The 21464-nt window shown below is 48.2% G+C and carries 23 protein-coding genes and 1 other annotated feature; all 23 genes read left to right on the top strand.

The features are described from left to right. The first annotated feature begins 212 nt into the window (after window positions 1-212). Window positions 213-422 (top strand) — a binding site (T-box leader). Window positions 423-480: 58 nt separating this feature from the next. Further along, window positions 481-1629, top strand: a complete 1149-nt coding sequence (locus tag KVG29_RS08455) for a pyridoxal-phosphate-dependent aminotransferase family protein (protein ID WP_252227802.1) — start codon at window positions 481-483, stop codon at window positions 1627-1629. A 13-nt stretch (window positions 1630-1642) separates the two neighbouring features. Next, the gene (gene serA, locus KVG29_RS08450) at window positions 1643-3238 is read left to right on the top strand and encodes a phosphoglycerate dehydrogenase (RefSeq protein WP_252227799.1); all 1596 of its coding nucleotides are present in this window, start codon (window positions 1643-1645) and stop codon (window positions 3236-3238) included. Window positions 3239-3403: 165 nt separating this feature from the next. Next, complete coding sequence (locus KVG29_RS08445; RefSeq protein ID WP_252227796.1) at window positions 3404-3937, top strand: PRC-barrel domain-containing protein; 534 nt, start codon at window positions 3404-3406, stop codon at window positions 3935-3937. A 27-nt stretch (window positions 3938-3964) separates the two neighbouring features. Next, a complete protein-coding gene (locus KVG29_RS08440) occupies window positions 3965-4147 on the top strand; it encodes a YtxH domain-containing protein (protein ID WP_252227791.1) in 183 nt (60 codons plus the stop codon). A gap of 58 nt (window positions 4148-4205) precedes the next feature. Continuing rightward, the gene (locus tag KVG29_RS08435; protein ID WP_252227790.1) at window positions 4206-5252 is read left to right on the top strand and encodes an AI-2E family transporter; all 1047 of its coding nucleotides are present in this window, start codon (window positions 4206-4208) and stop codon (window positions 5250-5252) included. Between the two features lie 216 nt (window positions 5253-5468). Beyond that, entirely contained in the window at window positions 5469-8114 is a 2646-nt protein-coding gene (gene alaS, locus KVG29_RS08430; RefSeq protein ID WP_252227789.1) for an alanine--tRNA ligase, read from the top strand. A gap of 92 nt (window positions 8115-8206) precedes the next feature. Then, on the top strand, window positions 8207-8473 hold the full coding sequence (locus KVG29_RS08425) for an IreB family regulatory phosphoprotein (protein ID WP_420840543.1): 267 nt from the start codon (window positions 8207-8209) through the stop codon (window positions 8471-8473). Window positions 8474-8486: 13 nt separating this feature from the next. Next, window positions 8487-9434: an aldo/keto reductase gene (locus KVG29_RS08420; protein ID WP_252227788.1), complete on the top strand. Its 948-nt coding sequence runs from the start codon at window positions 8487-8489 to the stop codon at window positions 9432-9434. Between the two features lie 23 nt (window positions 9435-9457). Continuing rightward, window positions 9458-9886: a Holliday junction resolvase RuvX gene (ruvX, locus tag KVG29_RS08415; protein WP_420840544.1), complete on the top strand. Its 429-nt coding sequence runs from the start codon at window positions 9458-9460 to the stop codon at window positions 9884-9886. A 4-nt stretch (window positions 9887-9890) separates the two neighbouring features. Then, entirely contained in the window at window positions 9891-10217 is a 327-nt protein-coding gene (locus KVG29_RS08410) for a DUF1292 domain-containing protein (RefSeq protein ID WP_252227786.1), read from the top strand. Between the two features lie 173 nt (window positions 10218-10390). Next, window positions 10391-10777, top strand: a complete 387-nt coding sequence (flgB, locus tag KVG29_RS08405; RefSeq protein ID WP_252227785.1) for a flagellar basal body rod protein FlgB — start codon at window positions 10391-10393, stop codon at window positions 10775-10777. A 3-nt stretch (window positions 10778-10780) separates the two neighbouring features. Continuing rightward, on the top strand, window positions 10781-11215 hold the full coding sequence (flgC, locus tag KVG29_RS08400) for a flagellar basal body rod protein FlgC (RefSeq protein ID WP_252227784.1): 435 nt from the start codon (window positions 10781-10783) through the stop codon (window positions 11213-11215). Window positions 11216-11230: 15 nt separating this feature from the next. Beyond that, complete coding sequence (fliE, locus tag KVG29_RS08395) at window positions 11231-11524, top strand: flagellar hook-basal body complex protein FliE (RefSeq protein WP_252227783.1); 294 nt, start codon at window positions 11231-11233, stop codon at window positions 11522-11524. Between the two features lie 215 nt (window positions 11525-11739). Further along, on the top strand, window positions 11740-13266 hold the full coding sequence (gene fliF, locus KVG29_RS08390) for a flagellar basal-body MS-ring/collar protein FliF (RefSeq protein ID WP_252227782.1): 1527 nt from the start codon (window positions 11740-11742) through the stop codon (window positions 13264-13266). A gap of 11 nt (window positions 13267-13277) precedes the next feature. Continuing rightward, window positions 13278-14291: a flagellar motor switch protein FliG gene (fliG, locus tag KVG29_RS08385; RefSeq protein ID WP_252227781.1), complete on the top strand. Its 1014-nt coding sequence runs from the start codon at window positions 13278-13280 to the stop codon at window positions 14289-14291. Next, a complete protein-coding gene (locus tag KVG29_RS08380; RefSeq protein WP_252227820.1) occupies window positions 14275-15021 on the top strand; it encodes a FliH/SctL family protein in 747 nt (248 codons plus the stop codon). The genes fliG and KVG29_RS08380 overlap by 17 nt, the downstream gene beginning before the upstream one ends. Window position 15022: 1 nt before the next feature. Beyond that, on the top strand, window positions 15023-16336 hold the full coding sequence (gene fliI, locus KVG29_RS08375) for a flagellar protein export ATPase FliI (protein ID WP_252227817.1): 1314 nt from the start codon (window positions 15023-15025) through the stop codon (window positions 16334-16336). Window positions 16337-16394: 58 nt separating this feature from the next. Then, the gene (gene fliJ / locus KVG29_RS08370; protein ID WP_252227780.1) at window positions 16395-16859 is read left to right on the top strand and encodes a flagellar export protein FliJ; all 465 of its coding nucleotides are present in this window, start codon (window positions 16395-16397) and stop codon (window positions 16857-16859) included. Beyond that, window positions 16846-17445 carry a MotE family protein gene (locus KVG29_RS08365; protein WP_252227779.1) on the top strand — a complete coding sequence of 200 codons (600 nt, stop codon included), beginning with the start codon at window positions 16846-16848 and terminating at the stop codon, window positions 17443-17445. The genes fliJ and KVG29_RS08365 overlap by 14 nt, the downstream gene beginning before the upstream one ends. Window positions 17446-17499: 54 nt before the next feature. Further along, window positions 17500-18861 (top strand): flagellar hook-length control protein FliK, encoded by a 1362-nt coding sequence (locus KVG29_RS08360; protein WP_252227815.1) that lies wholly within the window; start codon window positions 17500-17502, stop codon window positions 18859-18861. A 15-nt stretch (window positions 18862-18876) separates the two neighbouring features. Continuing rightward, window positions 18877-19299, top strand: coding sequence for a flagellar hook capping FlgD N-terminal domain-containing protein (locus KVG29_RS08355; protein WP_252227778.1), 423 nt, complete (start codon window positions 18877-18879; stop codon window positions 19297-19299). A 1-nt stretch (window position 19300) separates the two neighbouring features. Then, window positions 19301-19705 carry a TIGR02530 family flagellar biosynthesis protein gene (locus KVG29_RS08350; protein WP_252227777.1) on the top strand — a complete coding sequence of 135 codons (405 nt, stop codon included), beginning with the start codon at window positions 19301-19303 and terminating at the stop codon, window positions 19703-19705. 84 nt (window positions 19706-19789) lie between these two features. Beyond that, window positions 19790-21460 carry a flagellar hook protein FlgE gene (locus KVG29_RS08345; protein ID WP_252227776.1) on the top strand — a complete coding sequence of 557 codons (1671 nt, stop codon included), beginning with the start codon at window positions 19790-19792 and terminating at the stop codon, window positions 21458-21460. Window positions 21461-21464: the final 4 nt, after the last annotated feature.

Raw genomic sequence — 21464 nt, 5'->3', positions numbered from 1 at the left:
TACAATTATGTTGAGCCATAGTGAGACCCCCTTGTATGTTTAGTGATTTTGGATATCTATATCATACAGGATTTCTCACTATGGTTCTACTATTTTTTAGGTGTTGCATTTAATTTTACAACGAACCAAAAATATGCAATTGGTAGTTCATGGCCAAAAGTAATTGACATATCGTAAAATTTGTTGTAAAATTAACGATAAAATTTAAAATGGTAAAGACGATGAAGAGGAATAGTAAATGGGGAGCAAGCCTGTCCAGAGAGGTAGCGGTTGGTGCGAGCTGCCAAGGCGGCCCTATTGAATCCACCTCGGAGTCGGTTGGGAAATAACCAATGCCGGCAAAGGCCGTTATCCGCAAATGAGGCCCGGATGTTCCCGGGCGAAACAAGGTGGCACCACGTGAAGGTATTCCCGTCCTTGGCTCGCAAGGACGGGTTTTTAAATTTTTATAAAAGTTTTGAAATGAGGAGGTAATGGTAAATGAGGAAAGACAAGTTACTCATGACTCCAGGGCCTACCATGATTCCCCATAGGGTTAGAGAGACCATGGCAAGGCAGATCATTCACCATCGCACCAAGGAGTTTGAGCACTACTTTGTCAAGATGAACGAAAGCCTCAAGAAGGTGTTTCAGACCCAAAACCTCGTGCTTACGCTAGTATCATCTGGGACCGGCGGTATGGAAGCTGCGGTAGCCAATGCGTTTTCCCCTGGGGATAAGGTACTGGTGGTCAGCACAGGGGTGTTTGGCGATCGGTTTGTCAAGATAACCACTCGCTTTGGATTGGACGTGAAAGTGATAAGCGTTCCATGGGGACGTGGGGCTGACCCAGAAGAGATAAAGAAATTCCTGGACAGCCCAGAAGGCGACGGCGTAAAAGGAGTTTTTGTGACCCACAACGAGACGTCCACCGGCGTGGCAAACGATATAAAGGGCATTGGAGAGGTACTCAAAGGCCGTGATTGCCTGTATATCGTGGATGCCATAAGCTCTCTGGGTGGGATGGAGGTCAAAACCGACGAATGGGGAATTGACATGGTGATTGCCGGTTCGCAAAAAGCCCTGATGTTACCTCCTGGGTTGGCGTTTGTAAGCGTGAGCGAGAAAGCCTGGAGATCTATTGAAAAATCCAAACTGCCCAAATTCTACTTTGACTTTCTTGCATATAGGAAGTCCTTGAATGACAACACCACACCCTACACCACCGCGGTATCTTTGGTGATAGCCGCCAGCGAATCGCTGGACATGATAGTTGAGGAAGGGCTGGAGAACATCTTTGCACGGCACAGGAATTTGGCTGAGGCATGCAGGGCTGCAATTAAGGCTTTAGGGCTGGAGCTGTTTGCCGATGAGAGATACGCCTCTGACCTCATCACATCCATCAAGGCGCCCGAAGGGATAAACATAGACCAGGTGCGAAAGACCATGAATCTGCAGTACGACATAATGGTAACGGGTGGACAGCAGCACCTTAAAGGGAAGATCATGCGCATCGGCCACATGGGCTATGTGGATGGATTTGACCTTTTAAAAACCATTACCGCTTTGGAATTGTCTTTGCTCAAGGCAGGTTACAAGCTGGAGTTGGGTACTGGCGTGACGGCCGCTCTGAAGACACTGAAGATGTGAGGTGATGGTTTTGATGAAGATACTGGTAACCGAAAAGATAGCAAAGTGCGGCATTGAGCTGTTGCGCAAGGATTTTGAGGTTGATGAGCGCACAGACCTTACCCCCCAGGCGTTGCTTGAGTGCATAGGGGAGTACGATGCGCTCATCGTGAGGAGCGCTACAAAGGTAAACGCCGAGGTCATAGAAAGAGGGGTTAACCTCAGGGTGATTGGCCGTGCCGGTACCGGCGTGGATAACATAGACATTGAAACTGCCACGCGAAAGGGAATCATAGTTGTAAACACTCCAGAGAGCAACAACGTATCCACCGCCGAACATACTATCGCCTTGATGCTGGCTTTAGCGCGAAACATCCCCCAGGCATACACCACTTTAAAAAGCGGTAAGTGGATCCGCAGCAAGTTCAAGGGAGTGGAGCTTTATAGCAAGACGGTTGTGATACTGGGCCTTGGCAGAATCGGTTCCAACGTGGCAACCAGGCTCAAAGCACTGGGCATGAACGTTATGGGTTATGACCCCTATATAACCGATGAGAGGTTTGAGAAGCTGGGTGTTAAGCGATTGAACTCCATCGAAGAAGTCATGAAGGTGGCCGATTTTATAACCATACACCTTCCCAAGACCGATGAGACGGTAGGCATAATCGGCGAAAAGGAGCTTGCTATGGCAAAGCCCAACTTGAGGATCATCAACTGCGCCCGCGGTGGACTGGTGGACGAAGAGGCTCTATACAACGCATTGAAGAGCGGCAGGATCGCCGGCGCAGCCATTGACGTGTTTGAGAAGGAACCCAAGGAGATGCCCGGCGGTGCTGATTTTTCCCATAAGCTACTGGAGCTTGAAAACGTGATATATACGCCCCACCTGGGAGCTTCCACCGAGGAAGCTCAGGAAAACGTGGGGTTGGAGATCGCAAAGCAGGTATCCGAAGCGCTAAAAGGGAACATCGTCAATGCCGTAAATCTGCACGGGCTTCACGTTCACAATATACACGCCCTATCGCCTTTCCTGAAGCTGGCTGAAATCATGGGCAGGCTGTATTATCGCGCAGAAAAACTTCCGGTGCAAAAGGTTGAAATCATATACAGCGGAGATATAGCAAAGCAGGAGACCAAGATAATAACGCTTTCGTATCTATCGGGGCTGCTGGAGCCTATCATAGAGGAGCGGGTTAACTTCGTAAATGTGGAAATGCTTATAAAGGACAGGGGCATCGAGGTGATCGAGAGCATCAGGAGCGAGGTGGACCATTACACAAATTTGATAACAGTAAAAGTCACCAACAGCAAGAAGCAGGTCACCTTTGCCGGTACCGTATTTGGAAAGGATGAGATAAGGATAGTCAATTTCGGTGGATACGAGGTGGATTTCGAGCCCACTCCGTATATGTTGGTCATCCAGAATTACGACAGGCCAGGGGTTATAGGCAAGATAGGTACTATACTTGGCAATGAAAACGTCAACATTGAGACCATGAGGGTCAGCCAGAACCGCAAGGAAGGCAAGGCTTTGATGGTGCTCAACGTGGACCAGGAAGTCAGTCCTCAGGCCTTGAAGCAAATTGAGATGCTGGATAACGTTTTGAGGGTAAGCTTCATAAAGTTATAATTTAATGATTGCATAAATGCCGGCTCAATGCCGGCTTATTTTTTGCCAAAAATTATAATTATCGCTCATGTCATCTTTTTTTAAACATTGAGGGATAATAAGAATGCATAGCAAATCAAAAATGGGGTTGATGCCAATGGGGATGCTTGGAAAATGCTGCGGGGAATGAAAAGAGGGTGGCTTGTGGGGTTGCCTGTCATATCCTCAAGGACGGGCAAAAAGATGGGTGTTGTGGCAGATATAATATTTAAACCCGGGCAGCAAAAGATAAAAGGGTTGCTGGTGTCAAGTGAGGGTTTTGTGGAAAGGAAGAAGCATATTCCTCTTGAACGAGTGCGGACCATAGGCAGGCATGCGGTTATAGTAGATGAGCCCCTGCAAAATGATGGGCAGGCTGGAGGTTTGCCCATAGAAGGAAACGAAGAGTATGGAAACAGGATTCTGGGACGCCAGCTTTTGAGGGGAGATGGGCAGGAATTAGGGCTTATCAGCGATATAATACTTGACCCAAACGATGGCAGAATAGAAGGGTTTGAAATCTCCAGGGGTCTCATCGACGACCTTTTAGAAGGGCGGTATATCCTGCCATATGACGCATCCAACAGTATAAGCGAAGATGCGGTGATTGTATCGATGGAACAGACTCAGCAGATAAAGGCATACAACAGGGGAATTAAAGCTTTACTGGATATCAAATAAAATTAGGAAGAAGGGAGTGGGATACTGATGAATAAGTATTTAAGGGGTTTTATAGCGGGAAGCATGGTAGGCATTGCAGCAAGCATGCTTTTTATGCCAGGTAAGGACAACGAGATGAGGCGAAAATTTTGGGGCAATAGTAAGAATATTATGGACAATGCTTCTCAGATAATGGCTAATATGTTGTCAGAAATGAAGGAAAGGAGATAAGCAATGGGCCCGGAAACGGGCCTATTTTTAAATATTAAAACAGGGTGGAGGCTGACAGGTGAAGGCTTACAGGAGTTATATCATGTTTGGACTGGTATTTTTATTTTTTTTCATTTTGTTGTTTATCGTGGTCTCCCATTGGGAGAAATTATCCAGCGTATTTCGCGTCGTCTTCTTTGCAACAATGATCTCCTATATTCTGGTGCCAGTAAGCGAATGGCTGGAAAGGTTTATGCCCAGAAATGTTGCGATAATAGTGCTATTTGGCAGTTTGTTCCTAGTGCTGATTGCTATTGGATTTCTGGTTGTGCCGCCTTTTATAAGGCAGGTGATTTCCTTGAGCGAGTATATCCCAGAATATGCCTATCAGTTGAAGCGGTTTGCGGCTGGATTTCAATCGCGGCTAAAAAATATGGGGCTACCTTATGGTGTGCAGCAGGCCATGGAAGAAACCATAGAGGGTGTACAGAGACGCCTGATTGGGATCATGCGTGATACCCTCGAAAGGTTTATGGATGGTGCATCCAGTATATCTGAACTGTTCATGATTCCTGTGTTGAGCTTTTATTTCTTAAAGGACAGGAAGTATTTCACAAGATTGATGGTTAGCATCATTCCCATCCGATACAGAAAGGGCATAATGCGCACCTTCTCGGAGGTCCATTACATACTCAATCGCTTTATAAGAAGCCAGATTATCGTATCGCTTGTGATAGGGGTGTTTACCACCCTTGGCTTTCTTATCATCGGAATACCTTATGCCTTGATCCTGGGAATTGTGGCTGGCATATTTGAGATAATCCCTTATTTTGGGCCGTGGCTGGGAGCAGTGCCAGCTATGGTGATCACCGCACTGAATGCGCCATCAAAGATAATCTGGGCTATAGTGGTGATGATAGCAGTTCAGCAGCTGGAAGGCAGCTTTATCACGCCCAAAATCATGGGTGACCACGTGGGGCTCCATCCTGTTTATATAATATTGTCCTTATGGATTGGCGGAATGTTTTTTGGAATAACGGGCATGCTTCTGGCTGTGCCGGTGGTGCTCATAATACGGGTTATATTGAAAAACATATATCTGAGCATAGTTACAGTATCACACTAGGGCTTAAAAAGTCGAATGAACAACGAATTTGAAAGTAGGATTTGATATAATTGACAAAACATCTGGGGTTCTATATAATCATGAGTAAATAGCAGGATTAGGACGGAATTTGCCATTTTTTTAGCTTTTTAGTAGGATAGAGGACCTGAAGATGCGTCCCGCTCCTGCGGTAGGGGGAGACGCTTATTTAATTGTTTTACGAGGAGGAGTACATAAATGAAGAAACTGGGCCTTAACGAGATAAGGACAAGATTTTTAGAGTTTTTCAGGGGAAAGGATCACCTGATACTGCCGAGCTTTCCGCTGATTCCACAGAAGGACAAGAGCCTTTTGCTCATAAATGCCGGCATGGCTCCGCTTAAACCCTATTTTACAGGGCAGGAAACGCCTCCTAAAAAGAGGATTGCCACGTGCCAGAAGTGTATACGCACCCCCGACATCGAAAGGGTGGGCAAGACAGCCAGACATGGCACATTCTTTGAGATGCTGGGCAACTTCTCGTTTGGCGATTATTTCAAAAGAGAGGCCATTGAGTGGGCATGGGAATTTGTCACTCAGGACTTGAAGCTGCCAGAAGAGCGGCTGTGGGTCAGCATATATGAGCAGGATGATGAGGCATTTGAAATCTGGCACAGGGTTGTTGGGCTTCCCGAGCATAAAATCGTGAGGATGGGAAAGGAAGACAACTTTTGGGAGATAGGTACAGGGCCCTGTGGTCCGTGTTCGGAGATATACTTCGATAGAGGGTTGGACAAAGGGTGCGGCAACCCCGATTGCGGCCCTGGTTGTGATTGCGACCGGTTTGTGGAGTTCTGGAATCTGGTATTTACCCAATTCAACAAAGATGAAGAAGGGAATTATCATCCCCTTCCGCATCCCAATATAGACACCGGTATGGGCCTTGAGAGAATTGCTGCCATAATGCAGGGGGTGGACTCCCTCTTTGAAGTCGACACCATAAAGGATATACTCGAACACGTCAGCCGAATTGCTGGGGTTGAATACGGGAAGTCATACAAAACCGATGTGTCTTTGCGAGTTATAACCGATCACATACGGAGCACCACGTTCATGGTGGGTGATGGAATACTGCCTTCCAACGAAGGGCGCGGGTACGTGCTTCGCAGGATTTTGAGGAGAGCGGCGCGCCACGGCAGGCTGCTGGGAATAGAAGAGCCTTTCTTGAGCCAGCTGGCCAAAACGGTCATAAAGCAATCTCACCAGGCCTATCCCGAGCTCAAGCAGAGAGAGGATTATATTTTAAGGATAATACAGATAGAGGAGGAGCGTTTCAGGGAGACCATTGACCAGGGATTGGCCTATTTGAAAGAGTATGTAGATGACCTGAAACAGCGGGGTCAGAAGGTACTAGACGGTTCAAAGGCCTTTAAGCTGTACGACACTTACGGTTTTCCCCTTGACCTGACTAGGGAGATCTTGCAGGAAGAAGGCCTGGAGGTAGACGAACAGGGCTTTCAGCAGGAGATGGAGGTTCAGCGGGAACGGGCCAGGGCAGCTCATCGCGTAACCGATTATATGGGTATGGACAGCAATATATACAAGCTGATTGATGCGGATGCCTCAACCAATTTTGTGGGGTATCACGCTCTTGAGAGTCAGAGCCGCGTATTGGCCATCATAAAAGACGAGGCCAGAGTTGAAAGCGCTGCCGAGGGCCAGGAGATAGCGGTGGTATTGGATCAAACTCCTTTTTATGCCGAAGGCGGCGGACAGGTGGCCGACCAAGGAGTGCTCCTGTGGGACAATGGAAGGATGGAGATACGCGACGTAAAGAAGCTGTTTGGCAACAAGGTGGTACATTACGGTAAGGTGTTCTTTGGAACCTTGAAGCAGGGTGACGTTGTACAGGCTGTAGTGGATAAGGACACAAGATTGGCGGCTGCCCGTAACCATACGGCTACCCATTTGTTGCACAGCGCACTCAGGGAGGTTTTGGGACCGCACGTGGAACAAGCAGGTTCTCTGGTGACCCCTCAAAGATTGCGCTTTGACTTTTCGCATTTTTCGGCCTTGTCCAGCGAGGAGATACTCAAGATAGAAAGGTTGGTCAACCAGAAAATCATGGAGGCCATCCCTGTCGAGGTGGTTGAGACCACATTTGACCGGGCCAAGGAGATGGGAGCCATAGCGCTGTTTGGAGAGAAGTACGGGGATATAGTGCGTGTTGTCAGAATAGGGGATTTCAGCATTGAGCTGTGCGGAGGAACGCATCTTACCAATACCGGTCAGGCAGGGATGTTTAAGATACTCAGCGAATCGGGGGTTGCGGCCGGTGTAAGGAGAATTGAAGCCATAACCGGCTTTGAGGTGTACAACCATATTTTGAATCAGGAGAGGCTTATAGGCGATATTTGCAGGGAGCTTAAGACCAATCCCTCTGACCTTGAAGGTAGAATACAAGGGTTGGTTGCGCAGATTAAAGAGCAGGAGAGAGAGATTGAGCAACTGCGTGCCAAATTGGCCTCAAGCCTTGTGGACTCGCTGGTTGAGTCGGGCAGGGATGTAGGCGGCGTAAAGTGCATTGCTGCCAGCGTAGAAGGTCAGGACATGGAAGGTTTGCGGGATATGGTTGATGTTGTAAAAGATAGAATAAAGCTGGGCGTTGTGGTGCTAGCCACCGTAAAGGACGGCAAGGTGCACTTTGCTGCCGGGGCCACCAAGGATGCTGTGGCCAAGGGAGTCCATGTGGGGAATTTGCTGCGAGAAGTGGCTAAAATAGCAGGTGGCGGTGGCGGTGGACGCCCTGATATGGCCCAGGCCGGGGGCAAGGATGCCGGCAAGGTGCAGGAAGCTTTAGATCAGGTATGCGTTTTGCTGGCAAAGCAGCTGGGTATAAATTAAATAGAAGATGACCATTTTATGTTTGAAAAAAGATACAAAATAGAGTATGATAGACTGTGAAGAATTCCTCTTAAAAGGCAGGTATATATTGTATGAATGGCGATCCTCAGGAAACCATGATGTTCAAGCTCAAGAAAGAGGTGTCTGAGACCCCTAGGGATATCCTTCTCAGCGTTTATCAAGCGCTGGAGGAAAAAGGCTATAACCCCATAAATCAATTGGTGGGATATTTTATATCGGGTGACCCCACCTATATAACCAGCCACAGAAACGCTCGTTCCATCATAAGAAAGCTGGAAAGGGATGAGTTGCTGGAGGAGCTGCTCCGATTCTATATAGAACATAACCGCAATAGATAGGGGGGCAGCGTTCTTGCAGTACAACAGGCTGGGCAATACGCCGATTGTGGTGTCCAAGCTGTGTTTTGGAAGCCTGACCATAGGTCCCTTACAGAGGAACCTTCCTTTGGATAAAGGAGCAGCCGTCATACGCAAGGCTGTGGAGCTGGGGGTCAATTTCATCGATACGGCAGACCTGTACGGCACATATACTTATATACGCGAGGTTTTAAAGTCGCACAGGGACCTTGTAATAGCATCCAAATCGTATGCTTATGATGCTCAGACCGCCCGTGAGACTTTGGAAAAGGCTTTGAGGGGGATAGGGCGTGATTATATAGACATATTTCTGCTCCATGAACAGGAAGGTCCTCTTACCCTAAAGGGTCACAGGGAGGCGTTGGAATATTTTATTGCTAAAAAGCAGCAAGGGGTTATACGGGCGGTGGGGATATCCACCCATTACGTGGCGGCAGTCAAAGCAGCAGCCGTCATGGAGGAGATCGATGTGATACACCCCATACTCAACTACCGTGGAGTGGGCATAGTGGATGGTACACTAGAAGACATGACAGCCGCAATCGAGCTGGCTTACAGGAACGGGAAAGGCATATACGCCATGAAGCCTTTAGGAGGAGGACACCTTATTTCTGAGCTGAAGCAGGCTTTGAGGTATGTGCTGGATTTTCCATACGTCCATTCCATTGCCATAGGGATGCAGAGGCTGGAAGAGGTATACGCTAACGTCAGCTTTTTTGATACTGGAGAGATACCGCATAATCTGGAAATGATTTTGAAATCCTATAAGAGGAAGCTGTTTATACAGGATTGGTGTGCTGGATGCGGCAGATGTGTGGCTCGCTGCCCGCAAGGTGCTTTGACCATTGGAAAGGAAGGCAAAGCACAGGTTAACCATGAAAGGTGCGTGCTTTGTGGCTACTGCGGAAGCGTTTGCCCGGAGTTGGCAATAAAAGTAATATGAAATATGGGGAAAGGGATTGGCCTGTGAGGATACTGGCATTTGACGTAGGCGATAAGCGCATAGGGGTGGCTGTCAGTGACGCGATGGGGTGGACCGCGCAGGGGCTTCAGACCCTTGAAAAATCCAGCAAGGACAAATTGTTTTCAAGCCTGTGCAGCATATTGGAACAATACAATCCTGAGAAGATAGTGATTGGCCTGCCTGTAAACATGAACGGTACGTTGGGTCCCCAGGCTGAAAAGGTGAAGCAATTCGTCCAGGAGCTCAAAGATATATATTCGGGAGAAATTGTTTACTGGGATGAGAGGCTTACTACGCTTTCAGCCCACCGGTTGATGATCGATGCAGGGGTTCGGCGTAACAGGAGGAAGCAAAAGGCTGACAAGATAGCAGCCGTGCTCATTCTTCAAAGTTATCTGGATTATTTAAATAACAAAAAGAAAGAAGGTTGATTTTATGGAAATGGAATCCAATGTAATTGAGCTCATCGATGAGAACAACGAGGTTGTGCAGTTTGAACATCTGCTTACCCTGGATTTCGGTGACAGGGAATACATGGTGTTGCTGCCCATGGAAGAGGAGGATGAGCTTGACTCTGATGAGGGTGGAGTGGTCATCCTCAGGGTAGAACAGGATGATGAGGGGAACGACATATACGTGTCCATTGAAGATGAAGAAGAACTGGAGGAAGTATTCCAGGCATTTCTCCAGGTTATCGGTCAAGAGGAAGCGTTTGATGACGATGAAGAAGAGCTTTTTGAGGATGAGGAAGAAGACAGATAAAACCCGAATAGTAACTCATAAAAAGCGCATTTACAAAATGCGCTTTTTATTTTTATAAAAATTTTGTTTTTAACAAGGATTTTGTGATTTTTTATCGAATATAGTTGATAAATGTTGTTGGATAATTGTGGTTGGGTAGGTGATGAAGATTGCTTCACAGGCTTTTTTCCCATATGGGCGTTTTAGAAAAGGCCTTGGACGCTTCGTGGCTGCGAAATGAAGTCATAGTTCACAATATTGCGAACGCTGATACCCCCGGCTATAAAAAATACAGGGTTGAATTCGAGGAGGAGCTGAAATCAGCCCTTGAGGCCAGTACATTGAAGGGCAAAAGGACAAGGCCTAAGCACCTTGATATAGGGGTAAGTTCTATTGACCAAGTGAGGCCGCAAGTTGTGCGCACTGATGGTACACAGATGAGAGAAGACGGCAACAACGTTGATATGGATGAGGAGATGACCAGTTTGGCCAAGAATGTCATCATGTACAATGCGCTGGTACAAAAGATATCTGGCGAGTTTCGCAAGTTAAAGATGGTCATAAACGAGGGGAGGAGGTAAAAGATGTTCAGGGCGTTTGACATAAGCGCTTCAGCCCTTACGCTGAATAAGCTACGCATGGATGTGATCGCTCAAAACATTGCAAACGCTCAGACCACGAGGACAGAAACCGGCGAGCCTTATCGCCGAAAAGTGGTGGTGGTAAGGGAAGAGCAGGATACTAAGCCATTTGGTCAGTATCTCCAGGAGAGCATAAAGGCCTTTTCAGGCGGCGGGGTTAAAGCCGTTAGGATTCAGGGTGACCCCACGCCTTTCAAGAGGGTTTATGACCCGGGCCATCCCGATGCCGATGAAGATGGGTATGTGCTGATGCCAAACGTGGAAATTCTCAGAGAGATGGTTGATATGATTTCAGCCACGCGTTCCTACGAGGCCAACGTCACCGCTTTTAATGCGTCCAAGAATATGGCCATGAAAGCCCTGGAGATCGGTAGATAGGAGGAGTGAGCGTTTATGCAGGTAGATTCCATTACTGCTTCTAAAAATGTTGCCGGAATATCAAGCAGTTTAAAAAAACAACACCAGAACCTGTCGTTTAGCGATGTTATGAGGCAAGCCATTTCGGATTTACAGCAGCTGCAGAGGATCAATACATACAACAATTACCTTCTGGCCACTGGCCAGGTGGAAAATTTCCACAAGGTCATGATAGATGCTGAAAAAGCCGATATCGCACTCCAGTTTACCCTCCAGGTCAGGAACAAGCTGCTGGAGGCTTATCAGGAAATTATGCGCATGCAGATATGATTTCATTTCTCAATCTGTAAAGTACCACAGGCGATAAAGTTCGATAATATACACGAAAAATAGGTCGAAAGACCGATTTATTTGTCTGGTAATTTTATGTAATATGGAGATAAATGTTGTTAAATGACGACGGCTTTCAAAGCAGGCTGAACAGCAGGGAACAGTCATATGTTACCTGCTGAAATTATAATAGGCACTAGGAAAGCGGGGATCAAATGGCGTCGGCACTGGACACCATAAAGCAACAATTAAACCAGTGTTGGGAAAAGTTGAGCAGCGCACAAAAGAAGGCTTTTATCATCATTGCAATTGCGTTGTTGTTGATCATAGTGCTTGCTGCTTTGCTTTTATCGCGGCAGGAGTACGTGGTGCTTTACAGCGGCTTGGACAGTCAAGAGACCGCGGAGATATACTCCAAGTTAAAAGAGCTCAACGTTGAGCCAAAGGTGGAAGGAACGTCCACCATATTGGTTCCCAAGGATAAGGAAGTAGAGGTGAGGATGCAGCTCACAAGCGAAGGATACCCCAAAACGGGCTTCAACTATGATATATTCCTGCAAAACAGCAATTTTGGTCAGACAGATGATGAAAAAAGGGCTTTGCTCATCATGCAGCTGCAGGAGCGTTTAAGCCAGGTCATCAAGTTTTTGGATGGGGTAGAGGATGCCGTTGTGACCATTGCAATGCCCGAAAACGATACTTTTGTACTGAAGAGCCAACAGGTACCTGTAACGGCTTCGGTAATCATTAAGACCAAGCCGGGCTATAGCATTACCCCTTCTCAGGCCAACAACATAGTGCGTTTGGTGGCCAAGAGCGTACCCGGTTTAAAAGAGGAGAACGTCACCGTTATAGATACAAATATGAACGTTTTGACAGGTAATCAAGCCGAAGAGGAAGAAATGGTTGGCTCCCAGTTTGACTTGGAACACCGGCTGGAGGACCGTATACGGGATCAGGTCATCAGCTTGCTGGAGCCGGTGTTCGGCTACAAGAAGGTTGTTGCTACTGTAAACGTCAAGCTGAATTTCGATAAGAAGACCACCGAGTCGGTGAGGTTTGAACCGGTGTTTGACGAGGATGGGATAATAGCCAGCCGCGAGGTTTTGAGGGAAAAGGTGAGAAATGCGATACCTGAAGGTGTTGTGGGCGAGACCTCCAACACCACTCAGTATCCCGAACTTGAAGGCGCTGAAAACGGTTCATACGACAAGACGCATGAGATAATCAATTATGAAGTAAATGAGATAAAGGAAATCCTGGAGGAGCAGCAGGGAAAGGTGGAGGACCTCTCCATCTCGGTTATCATAGACAACGAGTCCTTAGACCCACAAATCCTTGGGCAGGTTAAAGAGCTGGTGGCAGCCGCTGTTGGGACTGATGTTTCAAGGGTGGTGGTGCAAAATATGAAATTTGATACCTCGTTGCAGGAGCAGCTGCTTGAAGGCTTTGAGCGGCGTCAAGTTGAAAGGATAGGCGGGCAGTACTGGGCAGTGCCTCTGGCAGTAGGTTTAGCGGTTGCCATAGCCACTGTGTTGGCGATGCGCATGCGTTCGCGCCGCATACGGCTAGAAGCCGCCACTGCCCAGGAGATATTGGCTCAAGAAACCCAGCAGCCGGCTATATCCGAACTGGAGTTGAACGATGAGCACGACGAGATCAAAAAACAGCTTGAAAGGCTGGCGACTGAGCGGCCTGAAGCTGTGGCGCAGCTGTTGCGCAACTGGCTGAGCGAGGAGTAGGGGGAATTTGTATGCCTACCGAGAGAGGGATGTTAACAGGCCGTAAAAAGGCTGCAATCTTGCTCATAGCCCTTGGCAAAGAAAAGGCCTCCGAGATATACAAGCACTTGAGCGAGGATGAAATCGAGCAGTTGACCCTGGAGATAGCCAATCTATCCAAGGTGAACGCCGAAGTTAAGAACCAGGTAATGGAGGAATTTTATCAGTTATGCCTGGCTCAGAATTACATATCTGAAGGCGGTATCGAGTATGCCAGGGAGATTTTGGAGCGCGCCATGGGCAGCCAGAAGGCCTTGGAGATAATAAACAAGCTGACCTCGTCTTTGCAGGTCAGGCCTTTTGATTTCATAAGAAAGGCTGAGCCAGCACAGATCCTGAATTTTATACAGAACGAGCATCCACAGACCATAGCCCTCGTTTTGGCCTACCTGCGCCCACAGCAAGCAGCCGCCATAATCTCTGCGTTGCCTCAGGAAAAGCAGGTGGAGGTGGCTACCAGGATAGCGCTCATGGACCGCACTTCTCCAGATGTCATAAAAGAAGTGGAGAGGGTGCTGGAGAAAAAGCTTTCTTCGATGCTTACAGCCGACTTTACAAATGCCGGCGGAATCCAGGCTTTGGTGGATATACTGCTGTCGGTTGACCGAGGTACAGAAAAGTATATAATGGAAAATCTAGAGCTGAGGGACAAGGAATTAGCTGAAGAGATAAGGAGAAGGATGTTTGTGTTTGAGGATATCGTTACGCTGGATAATCGTTCCATACAGAGGTTCCTACGTGAGGTCGACAACAGCGACCTGGCGCTGGCGCTTAAAGGAGCCAGCGAAGAAGTCAAAAAGGTGATATTTGCCAATATGTCCAAGCGCCTGCAGGAGATGATAAAGGAAGACATGGAATACATGGGGCCGGTAAGGCTCAGGGATGTGGAAAACGCTCAGCAGAAGATTGTAAACATCATCAGACAGCTTGAAGAGGCCGGCGAGATCATAATATCACGGGGAGGCGGTGATGAGATCATTGTCTAACGTGCTCAAATCCCACAGCATCTGCTTGAACCCCGAAAGCCGGTTTACGTTGCAAAAGAAGATGCAATTTGAGGTTGGCAGGGATACTTCGGATATTGCTGTACAAGCGGTAAAGCCTGTTGAACGCCTTGTGGAAGTGGCAAAGCGGGATGCTGAAGCCATTCGAGGCAATGCCCAGGAGGAAGCGAAGGCAATAATAGCAGAAGCGACCAGGGAGGCTCAAAGAATAAAGGAGCAGGCAAAAGAGGCTGGATTCCAGGCAGGGTTCCAGGCTGGCTTTCAAAAAGGGCTGGAAGACGCAAAAAAACAGTTTTTATTCGAAATCGATGAGGTCCAGCGCATAAAGGAAGAGATTATAAGGGAAAGGGAGGCGCTTTACCAACAGTTTGAGCAAGACCTGGTGGCTTTGGCAGTGGATATCGCCAAACGGGTCATATATGACCGTCTGGAGACGGATGATGAGATTTTGGCCCATGTAGTTGAATCAACGCTTAGGAAAATCCAGGGCAAAGTAAAGGTGCAGCTTAGGGTGAGCAAGCATGATTACGGAAGGATATCCGGCCTTAAGGAGCGCTTCTTGTCCAAGCTGCATCATATTGAGGATATGGATATCGTGGAGGATGATTTTTTGGGCCCTGGAAGCTGCGTGGTGGATACAGGCAGCGGTATGGTCGATGGCAGCATTGATGCCCGTTTAAGAGAGATTGAAGCAGTTCTGGTGGGACGTTGACATGGCATACATCTCGCTTAAAAAATACAGGGATATGGTAAACGAGATTGAGGTTATAAGGTGTACCGGGCAGGTGGTGCAGGTTATCGGGCTTACTGTAGAAGCCGAAGCGCCCGCTGGAGAAGTAGGGGAAATATGCCATGTATACAACACAAAGGAAACCGCGTACATCCCTGCAGAGATAGTTGGTTTTCGTAAGGACAGGATACTGCTCATGCCATATGGGGAGCTCAACGGCATAGGGCCGGGCAGCAAGGTGGTGTTTACCGGCAGGCCATTTACGGTTGCCGTGGGCAGCCAATTGATCGGGCGAATACTGGATGGCCTGGGCAATCCCATGGACGGAGGCGCTGCGGTGGAACCTGAAAGATGGGCCAATATTCAAAATGTCCCTCCGCATCCTCTAAATCGGCAGAGGATCTCAAAGCCGCTGGTGCTGGGAGTAAGGGCCATAGACGGATTGCTGACCTGCGGACAGGGCCAAAGATTGGGGATATTTGCAGGAAGTGGCGTGGGAAAAAGCACCCTGCTAGGGATGATTGCGCGCAATACCCTGGCCGAAGTTAACGTCATCGCCCTTATAGGCGAGCGGGGCAGGGAGGTCAGGGAATTCATAGAAAAAGACCTAAAAGAGGGGCTTAAGCGTTCCGTCATAGTGGTTGCCACATCGGATCAACCGCCGCTGATGCGCCTGAAGGCGGCTTTTGTTGCCACCACCATAGCCGAGTTTTTCAGGGAGAAGGGGAAAAACGTGCTGCTGATGATGGATTCCCTAACGCGCTTTGCCATGGCTCAGCGGGAGGTGGGGTTGGCCATAGGCGAGCCGCCGGTTTCCAGGGGATACACCCCATCGGTGTTTTCAATATTGCCCAAACTGCTGGAAAGGGTGGGCAACGGGGAGATGGGCTCTATAACCGGCCTGTACACTGTATTGGTGGATGGCGATGACTTCAATGAGCCCATCAGCGATGCGGTACGTGGGATACTAGACGGGCATATACTCCTGTCGCGAAGGTTAGCCAACCGGAACCACTATCCCGCCATTGATGTGTTGGGCAGCGTGAGCAGGGTAATGCCCGATGTTGTGGACAAAAGCCATATGCAGCTGGCGGGCAGAATAAAGGCGCTGATGGCGGCTTACGAGGAAGCCAGGGATCTCATCAATATAGGTGCTTATCGCCGTGGCAGCAATCCCGAGGTGGATGAGGCCATCGAGAAGATGCCCCAGATAACCGAATTTTTGCAGCAGGCCATAGACGAAAAGGCTGATTTTGAGGATACTCGCCGGTGGATGGAAAGGATAGCCGGCCAGTGAGATTGCGGGTATCCGAAAAATGATGTCTGTAAGATTGTTGTGCGGGGAGACGCGGTGTATGGCTAAGTTTAAGTTTTCGCTTGATGTTTTGCTTAAGGTAAACGAGCTGAAGAAAAAACAGGCTGAAGGAGAATATGCCAAAGCGCAAAAAGAGCTGGACAGGCAGCTGGCGGTATTGTCGGAGCTGCTTGATGAATACCGCGGTGTTACCTCAGATATGGGACATCTGACTGCAAAGGGTACGACTGTGAATTATATCAAGCTGTACTCCTTTTATTCTGACTCGCTTCAAAAGCGCATAAAATCTCAGGAGCAGGTGGTTGCCCAGGCAATGAATAATTTGGATGCCATAAAAGCCAGGCTTATTGGTTTAGTCAGGGAGGTCAACGTGTTGAGCGAGATGAAGGAGAGGCAGTATTACCAATACCGCATGGAGATGGAAAAGAGACATCAAAAGGTAGTGGACGAATACGCCGGCTATAAAATATACAGACAGGGTGGACTGATAAATGGCAAGGTATGACAGGGTTATTAAGGGAAACACAGGCAATGATTTAGCGACGAACACCAGCGGTGCTGCATGGCTTGTAATGGTCGTGTTGCTGCTGTTTGTTGTCACCGCTTCAGGATTATTGCTTTTTTTCAACGTAGGCGGTATGAGGGATGTCGTGGTGGGATTGTTGTTTTCTTCTAAAGCTGCCGGCAATCAGCAGTCAGAGGAAAGCCTCAAGTTACAGCAGCTAAAAGCCATTGAGGATGAAAAAAACAGGCTGAAGAATTTTGAGAATCAGCTCAATGCTTTAAAGAGCCAGCTGGAGGGTAAGCAGCAGGAATTGGAGCAACGGGAGGTGGAGCTTAAGCAAAAGGAAAAGGAAGTGGAGGAATTGCAGCAGAAGCTGTCTGCCCAGTTTGAGGATATAAAGGACATTGCCAAAGTTTATGAGAATATGGAAGCAGAGCAGGCCGCCTCCATTTTATCCGAGATGGAAGACAGTTCTCTTGTCATCCAGATACTCAAAAACATGCCGGAAGAGAAGAGCGCTGAGATACTGGGAGCAATGGATTCCAAAAAGGCCGCAGATCTGACCGGGCAAATGGCTGGACAATAGGTTTACAGCTTTTGCATAAAACCTGGCTCGAAAGGAGGTGAGAAGGCTGTGGAGATGGCTTTGATACAGGGTGTCCTGCAAAGCAGCGTTAAATCCAAAGAAAAGCGCTCATGTGCTGTGCCAGATGAAGGATGTTCCGGCGAGTTCGGCCTGATGCTGCAAAGCCTCATGCCGCTTCAAGTCGCGTATATTGGGGGAGCAGGCGGTACCCAAGGGAGTGAAATGCCCTTATCTGAAAATCTGTCATCTACAAACCAGGTGTTGTTGAAAGCCACGGTGATGGTATTAAAAGTTCCTATATGCCTACTCGGGTGTCAAGCGCTGGGGGATGCAGCTCCGCATGAGTTTGCGGAAGCACTTCAAGAACGCATTTTCCCAGATGATCAAACCGCGCCTTCTTTGAAGCAGGTATATCCCATGTTTGAAGAGGTTGATGGTACCGGGGATGTGCCTGACCAGGATGTATCCAGACTTTTGCATTCAGCAAATGGTACAGAAAAGCTTAAAGTATTTTATGGCGCTAAAGCACAGGGGCAGGGCTTAAACGTTGTATATGGTATGCCTGCTGGTGATGCAAAGTCTGCTGTGAAGGAATCTCAGGCTTTAGGCACACCAGCGTATGACGATTCATTGTACATTGAGGAAGCAGTGGCAGACATCAAAGATGGGATGGCTTTAAAAAAGGATGACGATGTTAAAAGCAGCGGCCTGGATTCCTTAGGGAGCATAGCTTCACGGTACCAAGGTTCTTCTATAAACGTGAAGACCACCGTTGAGCGCGTAAACGCTGGATCTCTTGCTTCATGTGTAGATGCTATACAGCAAGGCATACACGATGATGTGGCTGCTTTAGATAATGTTCAGGATGGTTCATACTTTGACCTTAACGACAATCAGGAAGGCTATACTTTAGAGCGATTATACTCTGTGGGGCAGCCGCTGCGGATGCTTGACGATGAGATGAGTACTGTATCTGGGGAAAGGCCTTTGAACCTTCATGAAGCGCTGGTGGAGATTGCTGACAGGGTAAGGGTTTTGCTGTCAGGCAAACGGTCGGAGATGGAAGTGAGTTTAAAGCCTCCTGAGCTGGGCAAGATGGTCGTAAAAGTGGCCATGGAAAATGGAACGCTGGCGGTTAGAATCACGGTGGAATCTAATGCTGTCAAGGATTTCATACAGGTGCATGCTCAGGAGCTTAAAGCGCTGCTTACCCAGGAGGGTTATAACCTCGCAGATATTGACGTAAACATCGGCCAGGGCTATCAGCAGCCGCGGCGGGATGACGTGGAAAATGGCTGGCGATTTGAAAACCCGATACCCAGGAGGGCAAGGGTTGGTATGGTAGAGATACAGCACAGCACCATCAAGCCCGCTGCGTATTACGACGGCCATCATAGGTTTGACTGCCTTGTGTAAAAAGGAGGTATAGAAATGTATGTGAGAGGCGTAAACAATCAAGCGGATATCGTAAAAAATCAGAAACAGCCCGTCAATCATCTGGGCAAAGACGCGTTTTTAAAGCTCCTTATAACGCAGCTGAGGTATCAGGACCCATTGCGCCCCATGGAGGATAGGGAATTTATCGCCCAGCTTGCACAGTTCAGCACTTTGGAACTCATGCAAAATTTGAGCAGCGATTTTACCTCGATGAAGGCGGTGGGGTTGATAGACAAGATGGTTTATGCCGAGAAGAGGGCAGAGAACTCGGCCGGGGTTATCCCTGTACGCGGCAGAGTTGAGAGCGTCTCATTAGTTAACGGTAAAGTTACCCTACATGTCAATGGATACGATATCGCTTTGGAGGATGTAAAGGAGATTTATTCTCAGGAGGCAGATACACAGGGAGATGAGTAAGGTGGATGGCAGTAAAATTGAGTGTAACCGCCTTGTCTATTCTGGAAGGGTATCAGGGACTTCGCAAGCTGATTCTCTCAAAAAAAAAGGCGGTAGCGGCATAAGAGATATCGGCTTTGATGAAATACTGAGGGAAGCAGTACAGAAGGAGCAAGCCATCAAGTTCAGCAAGCATGCTCAAACCAGGATGAGGCAAAGGAATATCTGGCTGTCGCAGGATGAGATAAACAGGATTGGCCAGGCCATTGAAAAGGCCAGGGAGAAGGGTGTGCGGGATTCGCTGGTGCTCATGGGCAATCTTGCATTTATAGTCAACGTTCCCACCAAGACCGTCGTTACAGCAGTCGATGGTGAGAACATAAAGGAGAATATCTTTACAAATATCGATGGCGCAGTGGTGCTGTAGCCGGACCCCTTTGGGGAGGCTGCATCATTCCTGAACGACAGATGGAATGAGCTGCGCAAATAAACCAAAGGAGGTTGTTGTGTTATGATGAGGTCATTGTATTCGGGTATTTCGGGTTTGAGGGTCCATCAGGTTCAGATGGACGTCATTGGTAACAACATCGCCAACGTCAACACCATCGCTTTTAAATCCAGCCGCGTCACCTTCCAGGAAATTTTGAACCAGACTCTCAGGAGCGCCTCTGCACCCTCGCAGGCAGGAGGACGGGGAGGTACGAATCCGCAGCAAATCGGACTGGGCGTATCTGTGGGTTCAATCGATGTGCTTCATACGCGTACTGGCGTACAGAGAACCGACAGGGCCACTGACCTGGCTATAGACGGGGAAGGCTTCTTTATGGTTTCAGACGGGACAAACGTGTATTACACCCGTGCAGGGAACTTTGACATAGATGTCTTAGGGAGCCTGGTTTATCCTGGAGGATTAAGAGTACTGGGGTGGAGCAAACTTATCACAGATCCGACGACGGGAGCACAGTATGTGGATACAACCGGCGCGCCTGGCCCCATCAATCTATCGAATCTCTCGATGCCGGCAAAAGCTACTGACATGATTAAATTTGAAGGGAACCTAGATGCCAACATTGCTGTCGGTGATGAAATACAATATAGCTTCAGTGTATTTGATTCGCTGGGTAACGAACACAAGCTTAACTATATATTTACAAAGCAGGCTCCCAACGTTTGGTCGTGGAAAATTGTACCTGCACCGCAAAGCGGGGCTGAAACTTATACCGTTAATCAGGTTGTAGGGGATACATTGGCAGGCGACCCTGTTACTATTGGAGGAGCAAACAGGCCTATTTTATATGCGCATGATATCAGGTCATTATCAGTTGAGACGCCAAGTGGCATAAACCAGTATCAGTTCACGATTGTCAATGATCCAGTCGAGTTTAATAATCTCAGGACTACTCTAGGTTCGGGTCAGGCTGTGATTCTGGTGGACGGCAGCACCTCAGTGCAGGTAGCATTTGGCGATGACCTGGCAGCCGGAAATACGGTTTACATTGAATACAACGATTTTGCTGTAAGCCATGTCGTTCCCATGGTGGATGTAGATGCAAGCGTGCCTGGCAGAGCTCCTGGGTATGACTGGGACAATAATGGGGTTGAAGATATCCCTGCCGGCCAAGCCCATGGCGTTCTGATATTTGGCGAAGACGGTAGACTGGTGCAATCCTTGATGAATTCCGATATCACCATAGTAATGAACCCCGCGGTTTCTGGCGCGGCTGACATCTTTTTGAGGAGAGAAAATATTCAGTTTGACCCAATGAAATTTACGCAGTATGCGGATGCCACCACTGTCAAGGCTACGAAGACGGGATATGCTGCCGGGATATTGAATTCGATAAGCATCGATTCTGAAGGCCGCGTGATAGGGTACTACACTAACGGCCAGTCCAGGGAGGATGCCGTGCTGGCCATCGCCACTTTCAATAATCCGGGAGGATTGAACAAAGTGGGCAATAATCTGTACCAGCAATCCACCAATTCCGGATATCCAGTATATGGAAGAGCGGGCGTTGGCGGTAGAGGTACAATTATTGCAGGTGCGCTGGAGATGTCTAATGTGGACCTTGCTAAGGAATTTACCGATATGATAGTAGCGCAAAGGGGATTTCAGGCCAACTCGAGGATTATTACTGTGGCAGACGAGATGCTGCAGGAGTTGGTTAATATGAAGAGGTAAAGCT

The sequence above is a fragment of the Caldicoprobacter algeriensis genome, from assembly GCF_023838525.1.
In the GTDB taxonomy this organism is placed as follows: domain Bacteria; phylum Bacillota; class Clostridia; order Caldicoprobacterales; family Caldicoprobacteraceae; genus Caldicoprobacter; species Caldicoprobacter algeriensis.
The sequence above is the reverse complement of the archived record's forward strand: the minus strand, read 5'-3'. Positions and strand labels throughout refer to the sequence as shown.

What these genes read in the sequence shown, in the direction of transcription:
- KVG29_RS08455 (WP_252227802.1), top strand. Translation starts at nt 481, where the DNA reads ATGAGGAAAGACAAGTTACTCATGACTCCAGGGCCTACCATGATTCCC.
- serA (WP_252227799.1), top strand. Translation starts at nt 1,643, where the DNA reads ATGAAGATACTGGTAACCGAAAAGATAGCAAAGTGCGGCATTGAGCTG.
- KVG29_RS08445 (WP_252227796.1), top strand. Translation starts at nt 3,404, where the DNA reads ATGAAAAGAGGGTGGCTTGTGGGGTTGCCTGTCATATCCTCAAGGACG.
- KVG29_RS08440 (WP_252227791.1), top strand. Translation starts at nt 3,965, where the DNA reads ATGAATAAGTATTTAAGGGGTTTTATAGCGGGAAGCATGGTAGGCATT.
- alaS (WP_252227789.1), top strand. Translation starts at nt 5,469, where the DNA reads ATGAAGAAACTGGGCCTTAACGAGATAAGGACAAGATTTTTAGAGTTT.
- KVG29_RS08425 (WP_420840543.1), top strand. Translation starts at nt 8,207, where the DNA reads ATGAATGGCGATCCTCAGGAAACCATGATGTTCAAGCTCAAGAAAGAG.
- KVG29_RS08410 (WP_252227786.1), top strand. Translation starts at nt 9,891, where the DNA reads ATGGAAATGGAATCCAATGTAATTGAGCTCATCGATGAGAACAACGAG.
- flgB (WP_252227785.1), top strand. Translation starts at nt 10,391, where the DNA reads ATGGGCGTTTTAGAAAAGGCCTTGGACGCTTCGTGGCTGCGAAATGAA.
- flgC (WP_252227784.1), top strand. Translation starts at nt 10,781, where the DNA reads ATGTTCAGGGCGTTTGACATAAGCGCTTCAGCCCTTACGCTGAATAAG.
- fliE (WP_252227783.1), top strand. Translation starts at nt 11,231, where the DNA reads ATGCAGGTAGATTCCATTACTGCTTCTAAAAATGTTGCCGGAATATCA.
- fliF (WP_252227782.1), top strand. Translation starts at nt 11,740, where the DNA reads ATGGCGTCGGCACTGGACACCATAAAGCAACAATTAAACCAGTGTTGG.
- fliG (WP_252227781.1), top strand. Translation starts at nt 13,278, where the DNA reads ATGCCTACCGAGAGAGGGATGTTAACAGGCCGTAAAAAGGCTGCAATC.
- KVG29_RS08380 (WP_252227820.1), top strand. Translation starts at nt 14,275, where the DNA reads ATGAGATCATTGTCTAACGTGCTCAAATCCCACAGCATCTGCTTGAAC.
- fliI (WP_252227817.1), top strand. Translation starts at nt 15,023, where the DNA reads ATGGCATACATCTCGCTTAAAAAATACAGGGATATGGTAAACGAGATT.
- fliJ (WP_252227780.1), top strand. Translation starts at nt 16,395, where the DNA reads ATGGCTAAGTTTAAGTTTTCGCTTGATGTTTTGCTTAAGGTAAACGAG.
- KVG29_RS08365 (WP_252227779.1), top strand. Translation starts at nt 16,846, where the DNA reads ATGGCAAGGTATGACAGGGTTATTAAGGGAAACACAGGCAATGATTTA.
- KVG29_RS08360 (WP_252227815.1), top strand. Translation starts at nt 17,500, where the DNA reads ATGGCTTTGATACAGGGTGTCCTGCAAAGCAGCGTTAAATCCAAAGAA.
- KVG29_RS08355 (WP_252227778.1), top strand. Translation starts at nt 18,877, where the DNA reads ATGTATGTGAGAGGCGTAAACAATCAAGCGGATATCGTAAAAAATCAG.
- KVG29_RS08345 (WP_252227776.1), top strand. Translation starts at nt 19,790, where the DNA reads ATGATGAGGTCATTGTATTCGGGTATTTCGGGTTTGAGGGTCCATCAG.